General features: G+C 56.6%; 14 protein-coding genes. 2 read left to right on the top strand and 12 right to left on the bottom strand.

From position 1 onward, the window contains the following. The first annotated feature begins 174 nt into the window (after positions 1–174). Positions 175–2,328 carry a hypothetical protein gene (locus tag ACTRW9_RS10620; protein ID WP_442429311.1) on the top strand — a complete coding sequence of 718 codons (2,154 nt, stop codon included), beginning with the start codon at positions 175–177 and terminating at the stop codon, positions 2,326–2,328. Here the strand turns inward: ACTRW9_RS10620 and ACTRW9_RS10615 are convergent. Further along, positions 2,306–2,872 (bottom strand): hypothetical protein, encoded by a 567-nt coding sequence (locus tag ACTRW9_RS10615; protein WP_442429310.1) that lies wholly within the window; start codon positions 2,870–2,872, stop codon positions 2,306–2,308. The two genes, ACTRW9_RS10620 and ACTRW9_RS10615, sit on opposite strands and share 23 nt — an antisense overlap. Positions 2,873–3,309: 437 nt before the next feature. Between ACTRW9_RS10615 and ACTRW9_RS10610 the strand changes: the two genes are divergently transcribed. After that, on the top strand, positions 3,310–4,914 hold the full coding sequence (locus ACTRW9_RS10610; RefSeq protein WP_442429309.1) for a B12-binding domain-containing radical SAM protein: 1,605 nt from the start codon (positions 3,310–3,312) through the stop codon (positions 4,912–4,914). Between the two features lie 12 nt (positions 4,915–4,926). Here the strand turns inward: ACTRW9_RS10610 and ACTRW9_RS10605 are convergent, their stop codons facing one another. The 11 genes from ACTRW9_RS10605 to ACTRW9_RS10555 form a co-directional block, all read right to left on the bottom strand. Further along, the gene (locus ACTRW9_RS10605) at positions 4,927–6,609 is read right to left on the bottom strand and encodes a hypothetical protein (protein ID WP_442429308.1); all 1,683 of its coding nucleotides are present in this window, start codon (positions 6,607–6,609) and stop codon (positions 4,927–4,929) included. A gap of 38 nt (positions 6,610–6,647) precedes the next feature. After that, positions 6,648–8,411 carry a hypothetical protein gene (locus tag ACTRW9_RS10600; protein ID WP_442429307.1) on the bottom strand — a complete coding sequence of 588 codons (1,764 nt, stop codon included), beginning with the start codon at positions 8,409–8,411 and terminating at the stop codon, positions 6,648–6,650. 93 nt (positions 8,412–8,504) lie between these two features. After that, complete coding sequence (locus ACTRW9_RS10595; protein WP_442429306.1) at positions 8,505–9,062, bottom strand: sugar transferase; 558 nt, start codon at positions 9,060–9,062, stop codon at positions 8,505–8,507. 11 nt (positions 9,063–9,073) lie between these two features. Continuing rightward, a complete protein-coding gene (gene murJ / locus ACTRW9_RS10590; protein WP_442429305.1) occupies positions 9,074–10,600 on the bottom strand; it encodes a murein biosynthesis integral membrane protein MurJ in 1,527 nt (508 codons plus the stop codon). Positions 10,601–10,674: 74 nt separating this feature from the next. Further along, positions 10,675–11,079, bottom strand: a complete 405-nt coding sequence (locus ACTRW9_RS10585; protein WP_442429304.1) for a hypothetical protein — start codon at positions 11,077–11,079, stop codon at positions 10,675–10,677. Between the two features lie 13 nt (positions 11,080–11,092). Then, the gene (locus ACTRW9_RS10580; RefSeq protein ID WP_442429303.1) at positions 11,093–11,260 is read right to left on the bottom strand and encodes a hypothetical protein; all 168 of its coding nucleotides are present in this window, start codon (positions 11,258–11,260) and stop codon (positions 11,093–11,095) included. Between the two features lie 152 nt (positions 11,261–11,412). Next, entirely contained in the window at positions 11,413–11,607 is a 195-nt protein-coding gene (locus ACTRW9_RS10575; protein ID WP_442429302.1) for a hypothetical protein, read from the bottom strand. A 150-nt stretch (positions 11,608–11,757) separates the two neighbouring features. Beyond that, the gene (locus ACTRW9_RS10570; RefSeq protein ID WP_442429301.1) at positions 11,758–12,588 is read right to left on the bottom strand and encodes a formate/nitrite transporter family protein; all 831 of its coding nucleotides are present in this window, start codon (positions 12,586–12,588) and stop codon (positions 11,758–11,760) included. A 9-nt stretch (positions 12,589–12,597) separates the two neighbouring features. Beyond that, positions 12,598–14,226, bottom strand: a complete 1,629-nt coding sequence (locus ACTRW9_RS10565) for a ferredoxin--nitrite reductase (protein ID WP_442429300.1) — start codon at positions 14,224–14,226, stop codon at positions 12,598–12,600. A 710-nt stretch (positions 14,227–14,936) separates the two neighbouring features. Then, entirely contained in the window at positions 14,937–15,998 is a 1,062-nt protein-coding gene (locus tag ACTRW9_RS10560; protein WP_442429299.1) for an alpha-ketoacid dehydrogenase subunit beta, read from the bottom strand. Continuing rightward, a complete protein-coding gene (locus tag ACTRW9_RS10555) occupies positions 15,989–16,930 on the bottom strand; it encodes a thiamine pyrophosphate-dependent dehydrogenase E1 component subunit alpha (protein WP_442429298.1) in 942 nt (313 codons plus the stop codon). The genes ACTRW9_RS10560 and ACTRW9_RS10555 overlap by 10 nt, the downstream gene beginning before the upstream one ends. Positions 16,931–16,934: the final 4 nt, after the last annotated feature.

Here is a 16,934-nt window from a genome sequence, read left to right as displayed (position 1 = left end):
AATACCATGCAGAACATGCATTATTTTGGGTGCGGGAATACCTTAAACCGGGGAACGGGAAGTTTCCTTGATTCGGGCAAGGGAAATATTTTTTTCAGGGAGTCAAATTTATGAGATAGAATTTCCCAAGCTGGATTTCCATTGGAACCTCTCCACCTCTTGTGAATCGGTAGGATGCTTTCCATTATTATTGCGGTTTCCTTGATTCTGGTTGTGGCGCTCCTGCCTATTTATGCTTGGCCGTTGACCCGCCCCTTCGTCCTGCCGGCCCTGGGCTGTTACCTTCTCTTTCTTTTCATCCACCATGATTTTGTTCTGGGAGAGGCCGGGGTCTATCACGACTCCTTCTGGTCCACGGAGCTGTTTGCGACCATACTCCGGCAATGGCTGGAATCGGGGAACGAATTTGGCTGGAATCCCTATATCGGCGGCGGCCAGCCGATTGCCGTATTCAACAATCTCCTCAATGTTTTTCCTACCTTTTTCTGCCATTACCTGTTTGGGTTGTTCGGACTGGACCTTTCCAGCCGGGAATTTTTCAACCTGGTTTTTGTCTTCACCTTTTTGAATGTCTGCACCGGTTCCCTGCTTTTGATCCGGCTTTTGAATCCCAATTTTTATATCTGCCTTCTGGGGTTCGGCTCCATGGTGTTTGGCGGGATGTTTCAATCCGAACTCGGGTGCCCATTAGGTTTGATGTATCTCACGTTTCTGCCCTACCTGCTGTTTTTCCTGATCCACTTCTATAAAACCCGGCGCGTGGAAAACGTGGTGTTTTTTTTCGTATTGCTGGGGATGTCCGCAGCATATTACATCCCACTGTATCATTCCATCGCCATCGGCACCTTTCTGATACTGGCGTCACTGGCCTGTCTGTTTGGAATTTGGCCTGATTATAGAAAACAATTTCTAATCGCAACGCGTGCGTTTCTGGGGCAGCCCAAAGCCATCGCCCTGGGAGTGGCGTTGTTCGCCTTGGCGGCGGGATCTGCTTTTTACTCTTATGCCGAGACCCGGGATTATGTTTCACCGACGCGCGGTTTCACTCAGGGGGGGAAGCTGGGGGAGAGGAGTTACATCCCCAGCGTATCCGTTCTTCCTGAGCATTATAAAAAGATCGTGGATTTTTTCGAGGACCGTCCGGAGGACGTTTACACCGCCACCCACAATACGTTTTACCTGGGCATTCTTCCCGGGTTGGGGTTTTTGGCCTCTTTCTTTCTGATACGCAATCACCTGTTCACGATGATGGCCGTGTTTCTTGCACTTTTGAGTCTGGGGGAGGGGACGCCGCTTTGGCAATGGATGGTTCAGAACGTGCCGGTTTTGGATATGTTGAGAAACGCGTTTCCGTTCGGGCGGCTGGCGACGTTTTGCGTTTTGATGGGAGGGCTGCTGGGGCTTTCTGCTTTATTAGATAAAAGGATCTCATTCGGAAAAAAATTGATGGCGATTGCGGGCTCCTCACTGATTTTATCTTATTTAACTGGTATGGGCTTAACGATTTACCTTGTTTTGTCAATTCTCCTTCTTACTTTGATTAGCTATCTTATAAGTTTTCAGGAAGCCGGGATACGTCATTTGTGTGGATTTTGGTTGATCCTTGTCGCAAGTGTCCAGTTAATAGGCTTCTCTGTTAATGCGGGTATGGTGACCGAGCGGGAACAAATCCAACCCCAAAAATTGGAAAACTTTATTTACCCCACTTCCTGGAACATATATCCCTCAAAATTGTCGCCCATGCCTTTCAATTTGTATCCATTTTTAAACAAAACAGCCGCATGGAGCGTTCACCACCCTGCTTATGCATTTTATATCCAGAAAGACTTTGCGAAATTTTTAGTAGGAGAAAACCTGTTTCCGGTAAATGTTTCAGACTTGTCCAAAGGCTATGTTGTAAATAAGGATAATTTAATTAATCGAAGGGGAGGCATACTGAAGGTTTTGCCCAAGGAAAATACTTGGAAAATCATTGATGACTCAAATAGGCGGGAATATCTAGGGGAAGTTACTGCAATCCCCACAGGTAATGTCAGTGAGTTGAAAGTACATGTGAATATGGAAAAGGAAGGGACTCTATGGAGACTGGAAAATTTTGATGAGGATTGGAAGGCATGGGTAAATGGAAACGAAACGGCGATCCATAGAGTGGACCCAAATTTCCAGGCAATTCCACTTCCGAAAGGTCACCATGAGGTTTATTTCAAGTACGTTTCTTCATATCATCTTCTTCTTTACGGCCATTTTTTGATTGGAGTTATAGGGTTTATTTGTTTTACAGTTTGGCTTAAAAGGCCCGACATCTTTATGGCCTTTTATCATCGGTAAGTTTTTTTTGCGATTCCAGTTGTTGAATGGGTAAGAGTGAAAGAAACTCCTGGATGGCGGGCTTATAGTTTTTAATCCCATTGATCAAGGTTTCATTATTCCGGTCTACTTTGACCGGGTCCAAAATGTGGGCCTTTAACTTTTTCTTTGCGGCTCCAATTTCAGAATTCATGATTTTGTTTACATCTAAAATCACACCTTTCATTCCAAATTGAAGAACAAAAGCAAAAAGGAGGGCAACAACAGAAAACTTAATAAGATCCGTAATCACGCGAATTTTATAATTATCCATTAACGGCTTGTTCATTTCATTTTGCTTGTAATTGAGTGGGGTGGGCAAGTGATCCATGCCGTCGATTTCCCGAAACGTTTTCAGTTTGACCTCTTGGTCTTTAAGAAGATTCTGGTAGGCGGACTCCACTGAATCACCGCTTGATATCAGGCTCAACTCCCTTAAAAGAAAATAAAACTTTCCGTTTTTTTTAATCAGGATTGGAGAATACGGTATCTCCTCCCCTTCCCAGGTTTTTGTTTTCTGATCCATATTTATTTCTCCAGACTTTGTTTTAAATTCGATTTAAACAAATCGAATGAATTTTATTCCAGATTGGAAAAACTTTGCAAAATTGATGAAAAGAATTTTGCTCGATCCTTGCTGGAATAAACAGGGAGTTGAGTAAAGGTTTCCAATAGAAATTGAATTGTTCAATTTTAGGTGTCCGTAATGAGGATGTAAATTTCCAAATAACTTAGGTGAAAACAGGCTCCACTTTTTATAGTCAAAAATAATATGAATTCCGATGATATTCCAAATCGGATACTGAATAAAAAAATAAAAACCAATTAAAAAGTAGTAAAAAATTTAGAAATCCTTCAATTATTTTCATATTTTTTTGTTATTTTTATTGATTCGGATAAGCAAATATTTTAGCTTTGTTTGGGCTTTTTTTCTTTAAAACATGGGCGACTTGGAGGGGGGATATGGCTGACGTTTTGCTGGTGTTTCCAACATCCGGAAATGACATCCGCGGGGTCACCATCACCGCGCCGTTGTCTTTGCTGGCGATCGCCGGGCCTCTTTTGGAGGACTACTCGGTCCAGATCATCGACCAGCGTGCGACGGACGATTTCTGGGGCGACCTCGAATCCGCTCTCAAAACACAACCCCGCGTCGTTGGTATCACCAGCCTGACCGGCACCCAAATTTATCATGGTATTGAGATAAGTAAATTTGTGAAGGCGCGCCTGAGCGTGCCCGTGGTGTGGGGCGGTCTCCACGCTACCCTGTATCCCGCCCAAACCGTCGCCAAGCCCTACATCGATTACGTCATCCGCGGCGAGGGCGAAGTCGCCTTCAAAATGCTGGTGGATGAAATCACCGGCCCGTCGCCCGATCTGGAAAAAGTTCCGGCGCTGACGTTCAAGAAAGACGGCCGGATTTATTCCACACCGGCGGGCACGCCGCTGGAGCTGGACAGCCTGCCACGGATGCCCTGGCACCTGGTGGATGTGGAAGAATACACCACGCCTTCCTCGTATCTCTATCCGGGGGTGTCGCGCCTGCTGTCCTTCATCGCCAGCCGGGGGTGCCCGTTCCCCTGCACCTATTGCTCGCAACCCATCCTGACCTCGAAGTACCGGATGATGTCGCCCAAACGGGTGCTGGACGATCTGCATTGGACGGTGGACCAGTTCAATCTCGATCACATCCTGCTTTTCGACGACGAGTTCCTGGTCAATGCCAAGTGGGCGACGGACATCGCCGAAGGCATCAACGGCAAGTTCACCTGGGGCGTGCAGGGCCGCGTCAACGATCTGTTGCGCGTCGATTTGAAGAAGATGGAACAGTGCGGCATGATCTACGCCATGCCGGGCATCGAATCCGGCGCGCCCCGCATTCTGGAGCGGATTAGAAAAAACCAGACGGTGGACGAGGTCAAGGAAGTGTCCCGCCGGTTGAGCGAAACCAAAATCCACTGCCAGGTGAATTTCATGGTGGGTTTCCCGGATGAAACACTGGATGAACTCGGCGAGACCATCGACCTCGCGCTCCATATCATGAACACCAATCCCAAGGCGGTGATCAACAGCTTCTCTCCCGTCACCCCTCTGCCCGGAACGGAAATGCTTTATCAGGTCATCCGCGATTACGATTTCAAGGAGCCGGAAACGCTGGAGGGCTGGATCAACATCACGCGCGGCAAGCAGGAACGGCCGTGGCTGGACGCCAAGAGGGTGCGGGTCATCCGGTTCCTGTATTTCACCAGCCTGTTCGTGCAGACGGCGGAACGCTACGGGCAGAAACTCCCCATCCCCAAGTTTGTGTTCCGCCTGTACAGCAAGTTCATCCAGTTCCGCTGGAAACGTCGGTTGTACTGGATGGACTGGGAGATTCCGCTAATGCGGTTGCTTTGGAAATGGTTCGTCAACCCCACCGACTTCATTGACATCGCAAAGTATTCCGACGGCATTGGCGCGAAGGAGTCCAGCATCGAGATGATTCCACTCAAGGAATCCAAGGTGGAACTGGGCGAATTCCAGATTCCCATCAAGGAATCCCGTTTCAAAGCAAAGAGCTTTGCCTGATGTTCTTCGTCACTACCTGGTGCACCCTGGGTGCGGGAGGGATTCGAATTCGACCTGCAGAACGGGTTGAAGGAACTCCTGCATGCGGTCCTCCGCGAACCAGCGGGTGAATACGTAGCGCAGTCCCAGAAGAGGGGAGACGCCTTCCTTTCCCGGCACCACCCTCATCACTGCGGCACAACCATTGGGCCGCACATCGGGCGTCTTGCCCCACACCTGCCACAACAGCCTGTCATCGAATTCCCGTCCCTGCTGGATGAATTGTTCGATGTGAGCTTCGGTGCGCGCGTTCCGGTCATGCACGGCGTACCATTTCAACCCGCCGTAAGCGCGGTAGAGCAGTCCCGACAACTCATACCGGCGGTACACGTCGCGTTTGGTGTACAGCGGCGTCTCGAAGAACAACAAAGTCCCGGCGGCGGGCGGCGACTGTGACTTCAAGCTTTCAATGGTGGCATGATCGACGGCGCTGCGCACCAGCATCTTGTTGTACTTGTAGACGAGGCCGCAGGTGAAAAGGATGAGGAACACGCTCAGTGCGACGCCCGTAAACTGCGGCGGCAGTTTCGGAAAAAAGCGCGGCAGGGCGGCGAGGATCAGCACCCAGCACAGCCCCAGCGGAATCGACATCAGGAACGTGTGGCGATAACCCCACTCGGAATAGACCCCTTTGCCGACCATGGCGTAGGGCGCGATGCTGAGCGTCAGCAGCACCGCCACCACGATGACGAGCCGCGCGTTCAACCAGCCGGTTGGGAGTGTCGCGCGATTCGCCTCGGCGCCGCGCCGTTTCCAGAGCGTCACCACGCCCCACACCACCAGCGCGAACACCAGCCAGTACCACCCCGGAAACTGGCGGAAGATGCGGATGGTCTCCCGCACCGCTCCGACCAGGTTCCTCTGCATGATGTAAAAGAAGGTCCCGACCGCTTCGCCGAACGGTTTGGTGAAAAAGATGAGCTCGTTGTAGTTCTGGTTGAAGCCGCCGGGCGGCGACAGCTTCCGCTTCAACACGTACACGACAAAGGGAAATAAGAACATGGGCCACCACCGGCGCGCAAAGGGAAGCAGGGTGGAGATGAAGGGTGCCTGCAGGCGGCCTTCCCGCACCTGCGTTCCGTACCACGCCAGCGCCACGAACCCGAAATAAAACGCGAGCAGCGAGTTGTAGGTGTACATGGACAAACCGAGCAGAAGAACGACAACGGGCACTTTCACAATGCGGTGTGTCTGCCAGTTGAAAACCAGCGCCCAGCCGAGGCAGAACAGGCCCATGCTCACCGTGTAGTGCATGGTCAGGTGGTGCACCGAGATCCAGAAAAACGGATAGGTGAGCGCAAACGCCGCGGCGAACCACGCGGCCATGGGCGGCAGGTGCAGGGTGCGCGTGTAGATGACGAACAGGCTGAGCGCCATGAGGATCAGCGACGCGGCCTGGAGGAATCCCTGCAGCAACAGCGCGGCGGAACTGCTGTACATCAGGTCGTAAAAGGGGATGAGGTGACGGTGCCCGAGGTCGCGCCAGAATTTCTCGAAGCCCGCCCAGTCGTTTTCAAAAATCTGGAGCCACAGAAACCAGTCGTCGAGGAAGATGCCGTCGTTCACCAGGAGCAGACCGTGGGCGACGGCGCCCAGCGCGGCGAGGCTCCACAGGTAGCGGCAGTGCGTGGTTTCGGTTGAGCCGGAAACGTTCACGGTTGTTTCCTGTTCATGGAACCGGAATAGAACATAAGTCACGTTCCCTCTAACGGGCACAACTGGCCGGTGGCGTCGATGCCCAATGGTTTTAAATCGACTGCGGCGAGGCGATCGTACAGTGCGGGCAGGCGTTCCGGTGCCGTCATGCGTTTCCACAAGTAACGAAGCGCGACGAGCGGTTCCGCCATGTCTTCCCTGGGGTGAACGATGACTTCACCCAGGCACCCACCCGGCCGGTAATTCTTTGACCCGGCACGAAACCCCAACCCCTTTTCCCACTCCGCTTCCATGCGCCGGGCGATGGCGGTGCGGGCGATGGGTTCGTTCAGATACGCGTCGGAGGCGGGCAGGGGATTGTTTCCCTGCTTGAGTTCGTTCAGCACGATGCCCACCCATTCGCGGTCGTAACGCCGTTTCTGCAGGTAAGGCGGTACACCGATGAAGCGCTCCCCTCTCCAGGCGGCGTTGAGCGTCAGCGACACCTCGGTGTAATGGTAATCCACGCCCATGCCCATCGGCAGGTGGTTGGTCATGAAATACATGCCGATACCGGGAAGCGGTTCGTGTTGTTTCAACTGGTGAATCACCGCCTGGTTCTTGGCCCAGTGCGCCTGCTGGGTGAGATAGATGCTGATATTTATGAATACCAGGACCCCCAATGCGGAAAAACCCAGAAAGCGTGCAAGCGGCCAGCGGAGATGCGCGTACCGGTTGCCGATGTAGCCGATCATCGCCAGGGTCAGAAACGCCGCACCGAGCCCCATTTGCCGGTTGTGCCGGGCCTGGTACGACAGCAGCATGCCCATCTTGTGATTGGCCGCGTGCGCGTAAGCGAGGGAGGCGATCAACACCAACCCCACCGCCAGATACCATCCAAGGCGTGCGGAGGGCACCATTCCAAACCCGGTGTTCTTTTTTTTATAGAGGCGGTACGCGACGGCAAGGACGATCAACAGCAGGGGAACCGAGGCATAATACGCCCCCAGCCCGATGATGGGAGCGAACAGCGCGTTGGCCATGCTTCCCGCAAAAAACGCCAGCGTCTTGAGCGACAGGAAGTCGATGCTGTAATACCCAGCGTACCGGCCGACCACGGGAAACAGGTACGGCTTGGCAAAAAAGAAAACGAAGGGCACGAGCACAATCGCCCAGTGCGTTTTCAGGAAACCGGGAAAGTGCCGCCGGATCTCCGGCCATGCCGGACGCGGCGGGTAGCCCATCGTGTACGCAAACAGGACGAGGACGATCACGCAATGAAACACCAGAAACGCCTGATAGAAATACGAAACGAAAAGGAGCGCGATCGAAGCTCCTTTCAAAAACAGGTTCCCGTTTTTCTCGAGATGAAGGAAGTACAACAGCCAGCCGCCGAAGAACAGCACCGGCGGGATGTGATCGGAAAACGCGCCCCACACGATCATGTGGTAAAACGGCCAGCACAACGTGAAGGCGGCGACGAACCATGCGGTTTTTCGGGACAAGGGTGTGAACCGGTGCAGGAAATGGAACTGGATGAAGCTCACCAGCACAAGGGGGAGTAAGGATAGAAACTTGAACAGGTAAATGTTGAAAAAATTTTCAAACGGCAGGGACACCCACCAGTAGGCCAGCGGCCTCCCGATCTCGTACCACATGGCTTTCATCCGGTCCCAGTCGCCCTGCTCGGCGAAGAAGTTGAACAGCCAGCCATCGGCGTAGTTGCCATCGTTGACCAGCACCAGCCCGTGCGCGAGCAGGGCGACGCCGGTGAGGCCTGCATACTCTTTCCAGGGTTGAGATGTGGCAGGTGAAGAGGTCAAGTCAGTCCGGACCGGTGGTGAAAGCAGGTTAGAAATAACCCGGATTTTGAGTCTGTTTCATGCCGGGGGTCGGGCATGGCGCATTCGGTTGGTTCAGCTGGCGCTTTTGATTTTCAGAACCTGCTTGATTGTAAGGAGAATGATCTTCATATCAAACCAAAAAGATTGGTGGTCGACGTATTCGAGATCCAGCGCCAACCGTTCCTGTGGTGTGGCAAGCGACCGCTTCGTTGCCTGCGCCAGGCCGGTGATGCCGGGAAGCACGGAAGTCCGCTTCGTCCATTGTTCCTCCGTGTAATCGCTGCGTTGGGCGGGCACGTCCGGTCGCGGGCCTACCAGGCTCATGTCGCCGGTCACCACGTTCAGCAGCTGCGGCAACTCATCGAGGCTGGTCTTGCGCAGAAAAACCCCGACCGATGTGATGCGCGGGTCGCCGAAGGCGGTCTGGTGCGACCCCACCTGGTCCGCGTCCGCCACCATGGTGCGGAACTTGTACATGAGAAAGGAGCGTCCTCCCAGCCCCACCCGTTCCTGGCAATAGAAAATGCCGCCCGCCGAATCCAGCCGGATGGCCACGGCCACCGCAAGAAAAACCGGCCATAGAAAAGTCAGGGCAAACAGGCTGGCGGTCAGGTCGAACAGGCGTTTCATAGCACTCCGGGTCAGGCGTCCGGACGCGGACGCAATCGGTTGATCAAATACTCGCGGTAGCGCGGGATCGCCGCACCGCTGGCAAACAGCAGGGTCACTCCGGCCAGCGACGCAAACAGCAAAATACCGGGCAGGCCGGATTCCAGAGCGGTGGTGGCCAATGCGAACGGGGCCAGGGTCAGCGGGCCGACGAGGACGATGCGCAGCAGGTCCAGGGCCAGCGGGCCGTCCAGCAGGCGAATGCCATGGCGCCGGTTCAACAGAATCGATTGATACACCATGACCACCCAGTAGGTGAGGATGAGGGCTCCAACGATGCCCGTCAGGCCGAAGGCGCTGGCGCCGAACCAGGCCACCGGCAGAAACACCACCAGACCCCCCACGCTGGAACGGAAGGCCAGCGCCGTGTCTTTTCTGGCATTCGCCGTGGCGGCCAGAAGCGTGGCCGCACCCTGTGCCGGAAGCAGCGTCATGCCCAGTGCGGCGAGGAAGGCGATCTCCTTCGTATCCTGTTCCGACATCGCGCCCCAGCCGTAAACGATTTCCGTCAATGCGTCGCCCCACCACGCGAAAATCAGGATCAATGTGTACGAGATGGCGAAGATGCCGAGCACGCCGTTGCGAGCCAGCGACACGCCCTCTTCATCGCGTCCCTGGGCGAAGCACTCGGACATCTTTGGCAGCAATACTACGGAGAACACGCCGAGGCCGACGCCCATCGGCAGGTCGATCAGCTTGGTTGCGTAGTTGAGCGATGCGAACCCGCCGGGTCCTTCCAGCGACGCCAGCGCACGGGCGATCACCGGCAGCAGGAACAACAGGCTTCCCGCACCCAACGCCTGCACGTAGCGGAGCAGGAGATCTTTATCGATCCACCACCCCGGCGCCGTGCCCTGCATCACGCCGTACTTCGGCAGGCACAGCACCTGCGACAGCAGGCGGAGGAGTCCACCCACGATCATCGCCCCGGCGAACAGAACAAGGCCGTTGGGTCCGTCCAGGAATCCCCACAACGCTCCGATCAGGGTGAGGTTGAAGATCAGTGTGCCCAGTGCCGGCACGGCGAAATGCCCCTGTGCCTGCAGGAACCCCGTGGTCACCCCGGCCAGTGCGGTGAGCGGCAACAGCCACAGCACGATGGACAGCAGGGACTCTCCCTTGCGTGCCGCCTCGGCTTCGAACCCCGGTGCGAACACGGCGACCACGAATTCGGCGGCGCCGATCAGTCCCAGCGCCAGCACCACGAACATGAGCCCGACCACCGCACCCGACTGCAGGAGCAGGGCGTTTTTCTCTTTTTGCGTGTGGCTCTGGTACTGGGGTATGAGCGCGGCCGCCAGCGCGCCTCCCAGAAGGATGCTGATCAGGAAATCCGGCAGGGTGAGAGCGAACAACACCACGTCCGCGTCCTCCGAGACACCGAATTGCGAGGCGATGGCGATCTCACGCACGAACCCAGCCATGCGGCCCAGCAGGACGCCTCCGGAGACCCACAGGCCTGCGGAAAGAAGCTGGCGGAATACCGATTTTTGTTCCATGAAATGCTACCCCGGGTTGGAAACAAGGCCTTCAAACCGTCGGCCATTGTACCTTGGAAGGAACGGAATGAAAATCAACCCGGCCCGGGCGCGCCGTCATGAATATTGCCGTCGGCATCGATGGAGTAAACGATGCGGAGCGGATCGCCGGTGTGCCGGGCCGTGGCGCGAAAGGTGGTGGCGTTGCCCTTGAGTTCGAACTCAACCATGTCCGCCGGCTCGAACGGATAATCGTCGCTGGTGATGATCTCGAGCGTGCATTCGTCTTTTGGATCGTGGTCGTCCCAGTGCATCTTGCAGGTCCAGTAAATGCCGCCCAGCACCGACTCCGCTTCCGACTTGTAAAAACGCTGCATCATGGCCTCCTCGCTGTCCAGGCTGGAGAGGACCCACCACAGAAGGGGCAGGGTGATGAATCCCAGCACGAAACCGGCAACGTTCCAGCGGGTCTGAAAAATGAAGGGTGGAAACAGTTTCACGCGTCGCTCCCGGTCAGGACATCTTTCCCATTACGTAGAACAGAAACACCGCGATGATGCCCCCGATGATGGCGGCGATGCCCAGAAACGTGAACAGGCCGTACAGGTAGCTGTTGAAAAAATCCCGGGCATGGAACCGGGGTTTTGCAGACGGGGGTGGTGTGTCTTGCGGCCAGGTCATGAAAACATTATGCGGGCATCATCGGCATACCGTGAGAAAAAAATGCGGTTCCGGGCGCAAAAAAATGGGTTCATTGCGGGAGGGAGCGGACACTGGAGTGGGAGAAGTGTTGAAATTTCCTCGCATTGGGAAACCCCGGGGCGTTCTTCAGATCAGGGCAGGCATGAAAAATTTTTGCACTCGCGGCCGATGAAGGGGAGCACGTCAAATACAAGGTAAATGTAGAGAAACACCGCGGTGATGAACAGGAAAGCCAGGAGGGCGAACGCAGCCAGGCCCCAAAGAAAGCTCACCAGAAATTCAAGCGGGTTGAACGGGGAGTCGGGGGTCTCCGGCACGAGGGTCATGCTACCAGTATGCGGTACGGTGGAGCCCCGTAAAAGAAAAATCAGGGTGGGACCGTCCGGGGGACTTTCAGTAAAAGATAAGCCGCCATCCTGTCTCCCGACGACCCCCTTCTTTCGAACGGGAGACAGGACAGCATTGGCTATGCGGGTTCAGGCGCTCTCTTCCTGCAGCGTTTCCTGGATCAGGGCCGGTTCGGGCTCCGTCAGCGTTTCCGGTTGCGAATTCGCCAGCCAGTACACCATGCCCACCAGCAGGCCACCGCCGACCATGTTGCCGAGCGTCACCCAGATCTGGTTGTGGATGAACCCACCCAGGCTCACTTCCGCGCCGTGCGGCAGGAACATGGCCAGACTCAGGAGGGTCTGATTGGCGATGCTGTGTTCATACGCGCTGGCGATGAAGGCGAACAGGCACCAGAAAATCATGATGAGCCGCGCCGACTCGTTTTTCGTGCGCAGGGCGATCCACACGGCGAGGCACACCAGCCAGTTGCACAGGATGCCGCGCAGGAACGCCTCTTTCGCGCTGAGGTTCATCTTCATGCCCGCGACTTTCACGATCAATTCCTGCGACGAAGCGGGAAGGCTGCCGCCTTCCGTCACCAGCCAGGCGAGAAACACCGAGCCGCACAGGTTGCCGATGAAACACAGGCCGAACAGGTACAGGATGGGCCGGATGCCGATGCGTTTGGAGAGACGGCCCACGGCGAAGACCATGTTGTTGCCGGTGAACAGCTCCGAGCCCGCGAAGATGACGAGGCTCAGGGCGATGCCAAAGCTCGCCCCCATGATGAGTTTCAGGTACGCTCCGCCGCCGCCGGCTGCGATGGGTCCGCCGATCGAAAAGATCAGCACGATGCCGAAGCCGAGGTAAATGCCCGCCAGTGCCGACAACAGAAAGTAGCCGCCCGGCGAGCGCTTCAAATATGCGATTTTCTTTTCCGCCTGATTGGAAAGATTGTCAATGTCCGTATCAAACATAGGGCCTCCCTAAGATTGGTAGACCGAGTCCGTCGCGTGCAGTCGAGATGGTGCGTCTGCGTTCGCTTTATTCACGGGAGCGCTTGAAGACCGGTTCGGCCGGGACTCGGCGTTCGGTTTTTTTTTCTTTTTGTAGTTTTTCACCGGGTGCATCTTTTCGCGGGCGTGGTAGGGCAGGATCTGCGCCAGCACGTCCGGCAGTTTGTCACACGGAATGTCCTCCAGGATCTTGAGCGCGGGCGCGGGGTACTTGCCGCTGCGACCGCCGACGAACACGTCCACCGCGTCCACCGTCTTGCCATCCACCCGCGCGCGTTTGCCGATCAACCCGACGTCCGCCACCAGGTGGTTGCCGCACCCGGCGGGGCAGCCCGACCAGTTCATGGTGATGGGGCGGATGCCGTCCAGCTTCTTCTCCAGCTTCTTCGCCACCTCCATCGCCGTGCCCTTGGTCTCGATGGTCGCCATGCCGCAGTAGTCCTTGCCGACGCAACTGACAAGGCCCTTGATGAGCGCGTTCGGGTTGTAATCGAATTCCTTGAGCAGGGGCTCTTCCAGAAAGTCGCCCAGCTTCTTGTCGGAGATGTTGGGCACGATCACCGAGTTCGCCGGAGACAGGCGCACCTCGCCGTTGCCGTATTTCTCCGCCAGCACCGCGAGCTTTTCCATGCGCGTGTGGTCCATGCGGCCCACCGGCACCTTCATGCCGACGTAATTCATCGTCGGCTGCTTCTGCCGGTAGATTCCGATGTGCGTGTTCTCGTGATCGTTCCTCAGGTCTTCGCCTGCCGGGGGCAGATCACGGTCCAGGGTGCGTACCAGCATCTCGCGGAATTTCTTCTCCCCCCAGTCCTCGATCAGAAATGCCAGTCGATTGCGGGTACGCACGTCCCGGTAGCCGTAATCACGGTAGAGGGTCACCACCCCGGCCGATACATCGACCGCCTCGTCGGGTTTCACAAACACGTCGAGGGGGGAAGCGATGCGGTAACCCCCGGAACCGATTTTTCCGCCCACAAGCAGGTTGAATCCGTAAACCGTCTCGCCGTCCTCCTCGCGCGAGGCCGGGACCAGCGCAAGGTCCTGCGTCTCCGTGTGGATGCAGGAGTCCGGACAGCCGGTGACGGCGATGTTGAACTTGCGCGGCAGGTTGCTGAACTCGCGGTTCTCCAGAAAATATTCGTTCATCGCCTCGATGACGGGCGAGGCGTTCAGGACCTCTTTCGGGTGCAGGCCGCCCACCGGGCAACCCATGATGTTGCGCACGTTGTCCATGCCCGTCTGGATGGACGTCAGGCCGACCGAGTCCATCAGGTCGAACACCGCCGGCACGTCGTCGATTTTCAGGTGACGCAACTGCACCTGCTGGCGGGTGGTGATGTCGATCTGCCCGTTGCCGAAACGTCCGGCGATGTGCGCCAGCGCCTTCAGCTGGTACGAAGGCAGGTAGCCGTTGGGAATGCGCACGCGCAGCATGAAAAAACCAGGAGTCGGTTTGCGCAGGAACAGGCCGTACCACTTCAGCCGCGTGATGTCGTCCTCGGAGATGCAGTCCCAACCCTCTTTGGCGAAGCGCGCGATGTCGGCTTTGATATCCAGCCCGTCCTTTTCCAGTTTCAATTCCTCGATCTTGTTCATGCTTGCAGATGGTCCTTTCCCATGCGGGTGATTAAAGCCATGGACTATCGCAACAACGGTGCCGGAACGGGCTGTGCGCGGAAAATTTTTGCAAAATAAAGCGGGAGGCGCGGAAAGGCCTTTAAAATCGGGCGATACGGGAGGGGTGGCAAGCAGATTGGAGCGTGTTCCGGGGCTGTGGACAGGTACCGGGGCGGATTTTGGCCATCAGGGCCTGCCTAAAACAAAGTCACAAAATGAGGCAGTGTTGCAATTTCAAGCAGTTGTGCAGGCGCGGCCCTACGGCCGGGGCAGAGGGCTATTGCTTTGCGGGCGAACGATGGTCTGAGGGCGCGGGCTGCGTCCAAGGCGGAGGGCTGATGTCTGGCAGTCTCTGCGATGGCCGTCCAGCGCACAAAGAATTTTTTTTTATTGCCTCCGGGTGCTTACCCGGAGGCAGATGGCTAATTCTCTCCTTCCCGTTCGATGGTCCGTGGGCGCACTCCACAGTGTTCCTCCCCTCCTTTTCAAGGAGGGGATACAGGGGAGGTTACCAATGGCTTTTCCTTTTTTGGAACCTCATCGTTCGTCCACGGGGTAGGGTCTCCCTTGGCCCCCGGCTCAGGCGTTGTCATTCTGAGCGAAGCGAAGAATCTATGTTTTGGGATAAAAAGCGGAAACGGTCAGGTAACGAGGAAAAACGAAAATAAAGACAGGTGCGACGAAAAACCTTAAAACGGGCCCTGGAAGGTGGAGTGTTCGAGGGGGGCGGTGCGGTCGCCGGCTTTCATTTCGCCGGTGGCGCCGGTGACGCGGCGCGCGGCCTGGCAGATATCCTCCACGCCGGGATAAAAATCTTTTTCGAGGGGACCGCTGCACGGCGTGTTGCGGTCGGGAAGCGCCACGCGCAGGATGGGGGCTTTGAGCGAATCGAACAACTGCTCCTGAACCCGCGCCGCGATCTCCGCGGTAATACCGAAACTGGTCCAACCGGTGTCGGCAACAATCAAGCGTCCCGTCTTGCGCACGGAATCGAGAATGCAGTCCATATCCAGAGGACTGGAGCAACGCGGATCCAGGACTTCCACATCGATGCCCTCTTCACTGAGAGGACCTGCGGCGTCCAGAGCGTCCTTCACCATAAACGAAAACGCTACGATTGTCACGTCCGCACCTTCACGTTTCACCGCGGCTTTGCCTAAAGGAACGGTGTACTTTTCTGCGGGCACGTGGGATTCGGTCTCATACAGCAAGCGGTGCTCGATGGAGAGCACGGTGCCGGTGTCTTCCAGTGCGGCCATCAGGAGGCCCTTGGCGTCGTAGGCGGAGGCGGGGAGCATCACTTTCAGCCCGGGCACGTGTGAGAAAAACGCCTGCAGGCTCTGCGAATGTTGCGCCGCCTGGCCCCAGCCGCGTCCGATGATGGCGCGGATGAGCATGGGGCACTGCATCTTGCCGCCGCTCATGATTTCCCATTTGGCGGCGTGGTTGATGATCTGGTCCATGGCGAGAAGCAGGAAGTCGTTGCGCGCGTGCACGATGACCGGCCGCTTGCCCAGGAGGGCCGAGCCGACGCCGATGCCGGCAATCGAGTTTTCCGCCAGCGGCACGTCCATCACGCGTTCCTTGCCGAACTTTTCGAACGCGGCGCGCGTGGTGCCGAAGATGCCGCCTTCGTCGTCCACCCCGCAGCCCATGACGAACACGCTCGGGTCCGCGTCCATGGCCTGCGTCAGGCCTTCGTTCAGCGCTTCGCGGTATTTGAGAATCCGTTGATCGTTGTTCACACCCATACCGCGTCCTCACTGGATTTGGCGAACTCGAAGGCCGCCTGGATTGCTTCCTGGATACCCTTGCGGATACCGTTCATGTCTTCCTGCGTGAGCCAGCCGTTCTTGAGGCACAAATCCTCGAAGCGGCGCACCGGGCATTTCTGTTCCCATTCCTCCCACAATTCTTCCGTGCGGATGCCGGTGCTTTTGTCCTGTTGCGGCCCGACGTGGCGCATCATGCGGAAGGTGCGCGCTTCGATGAGCGTGGGACCGAGTCCTTCGCGGGCACGGGCCACGCCGCGCTTCGCGGCGCTGTACACCTCTCCCAAATCGTTGCCGTCGGTGCGGATGCCGGGCACGCCGAACACGTTGCCGTGCTCGTGGATGTTGTCGAGCGGACGCCGCGCCAAAAGGTGCGACGAGGTGGCGACGAAATTGTTTTCGCAGACGAACAGCACCGGCAGTTTGTGAAGCGAAGCGAAGTTGAGGCTTTCGTGAAGCACGCCTTCTTCGCAGGCGCCGTCGCCGAAGTACGCCACCGCGAGATGCTTCGTGCGGTCCATTTTGAAGGACAACGCCGCGCCGACCGCGAGCGGAATGCTGCCACCGACGATGGCCGACGCGCCCAGCATGCCGACGCTCTGGTCGATGAGGTGCATGGAGCCGCCGAGTCCCTTGGCACAGCCACTTTGCTTGCCGTAGAGTTCCGCGATCATGGCGTTCAGGTTGCCGCCCTTGCCGAGGTAATGGCTGTGACAGCGATGCGTGCTGAAGACGACGTCGGTGTCTTCCAGGCAGGCGGAGACGCCGACCGCCGCCGCTTCCTGTCCGATGGACAGGTGCACCGGACAGCGCATCTCCTGCTGCGCGTATTCTTCCGCGATGGCTTCTTCCGTCATGCGGATGCGGATCAGGTTTTCGTACAGGTCGCGTGCGTGTTCTTTCTGGATCATAGAA

This window comes from Nitrospina sp. 32_T5 (assembly GCF_052156635.1).
Classification (GTDB): domain Bacteria; phylum Nitrospinota; class Nitrospinia; order Nitrospinales; family Nitrospinaceae; genus Nitrospina.
The sequence above is the reverse complement of the archived record's forward strand: the minus strand, read 5'-3'. Positions and strand labels throughout refer to the sequence as shown.

What these genes read in the sequence shown, in the direction of transcription:
- ACTRW9_RS10595 (WP_442429306.1), bottom strand. Translation starts at nt 9,062, where the DNA reads ATGAAACGCCTGTTCGACCTGACCGCCAGCCTGTTTGCCCTGACTTTT.
- ACTRW9_RS10620 (WP_442429311.1), top strand. Translation starts at nt 175, where the DNA reads ATGCTTTCCATTATTATTGCGGTTTCCTTGATTCTGGTTGTGGCGCTC.
- ACTRW9_RS10615 (WP_442429310.1), bottom strand. Translation starts at nt 2,872, where the DNA reads ATGGATCAGAAAACAAAAACCTGGGAAGGGGAGGAGATACCGTATTCT.
- murJ (WP_442429305.1), bottom strand. Translation starts at nt 10,600, where the DNA reads ATGGAACAAAAATCGGTATTCCGCCAGCTTCTTTCCGCAGGCCTGTGG.
- ACTRW9_RS10610 (WP_442429309.1), top strand. Translation starts at nt 3,310, where the DNA reads ATGGCTGACGTTTTGCTGGTGTTTCCAACATCCGGAAATGACATCCGC.
- ACTRW9_RS10560 (WP_442429299.1), bottom strand. Translation starts at nt 15,998, where the DNA reads ATGGGTGTGAACAACGATCAACGGATTCTCAAATACCGCGAAGCGCTG.
- ACTRW9_RS10555 (WP_442429298.1), bottom strand. Translation starts at nt 16,930, where the DNA reads ATGATCCAGAAAGAACACGCACGCGACCTGTACGAAAACCTGATCCGC.
- ACTRW9_RS10565 (WP_442429300.1), bottom strand. Translation starts at nt 14,226, where the DNA reads ATGAACAAGATCGAGGAATTGAAACTGGAAAAGGACGGGCTGGATATC.
- ACTRW9_RS10580 (WP_442429303.1), bottom strand. Translation starts at nt 11,260, where the DNA reads ATGACCTGGCCGCAAGACACACCACCCCCGTCTGCAAAACCCCGGTTC.
- ACTRW9_RS10575 (WP_442429302.1), bottom strand. Translation starts at nt 11,607, where the DNA reads ATGACCCTCGTGCCGGAGACCCCCGACTCCCCGTTCAACCCGCTTGAA.
- ACTRW9_RS10570 (WP_442429301.1), bottom strand. Translation starts at nt 12,588, where the DNA reads ATGTTTGATACGGACATTGACAATCTTTCCAATCAGGCGGAAAAGAAA.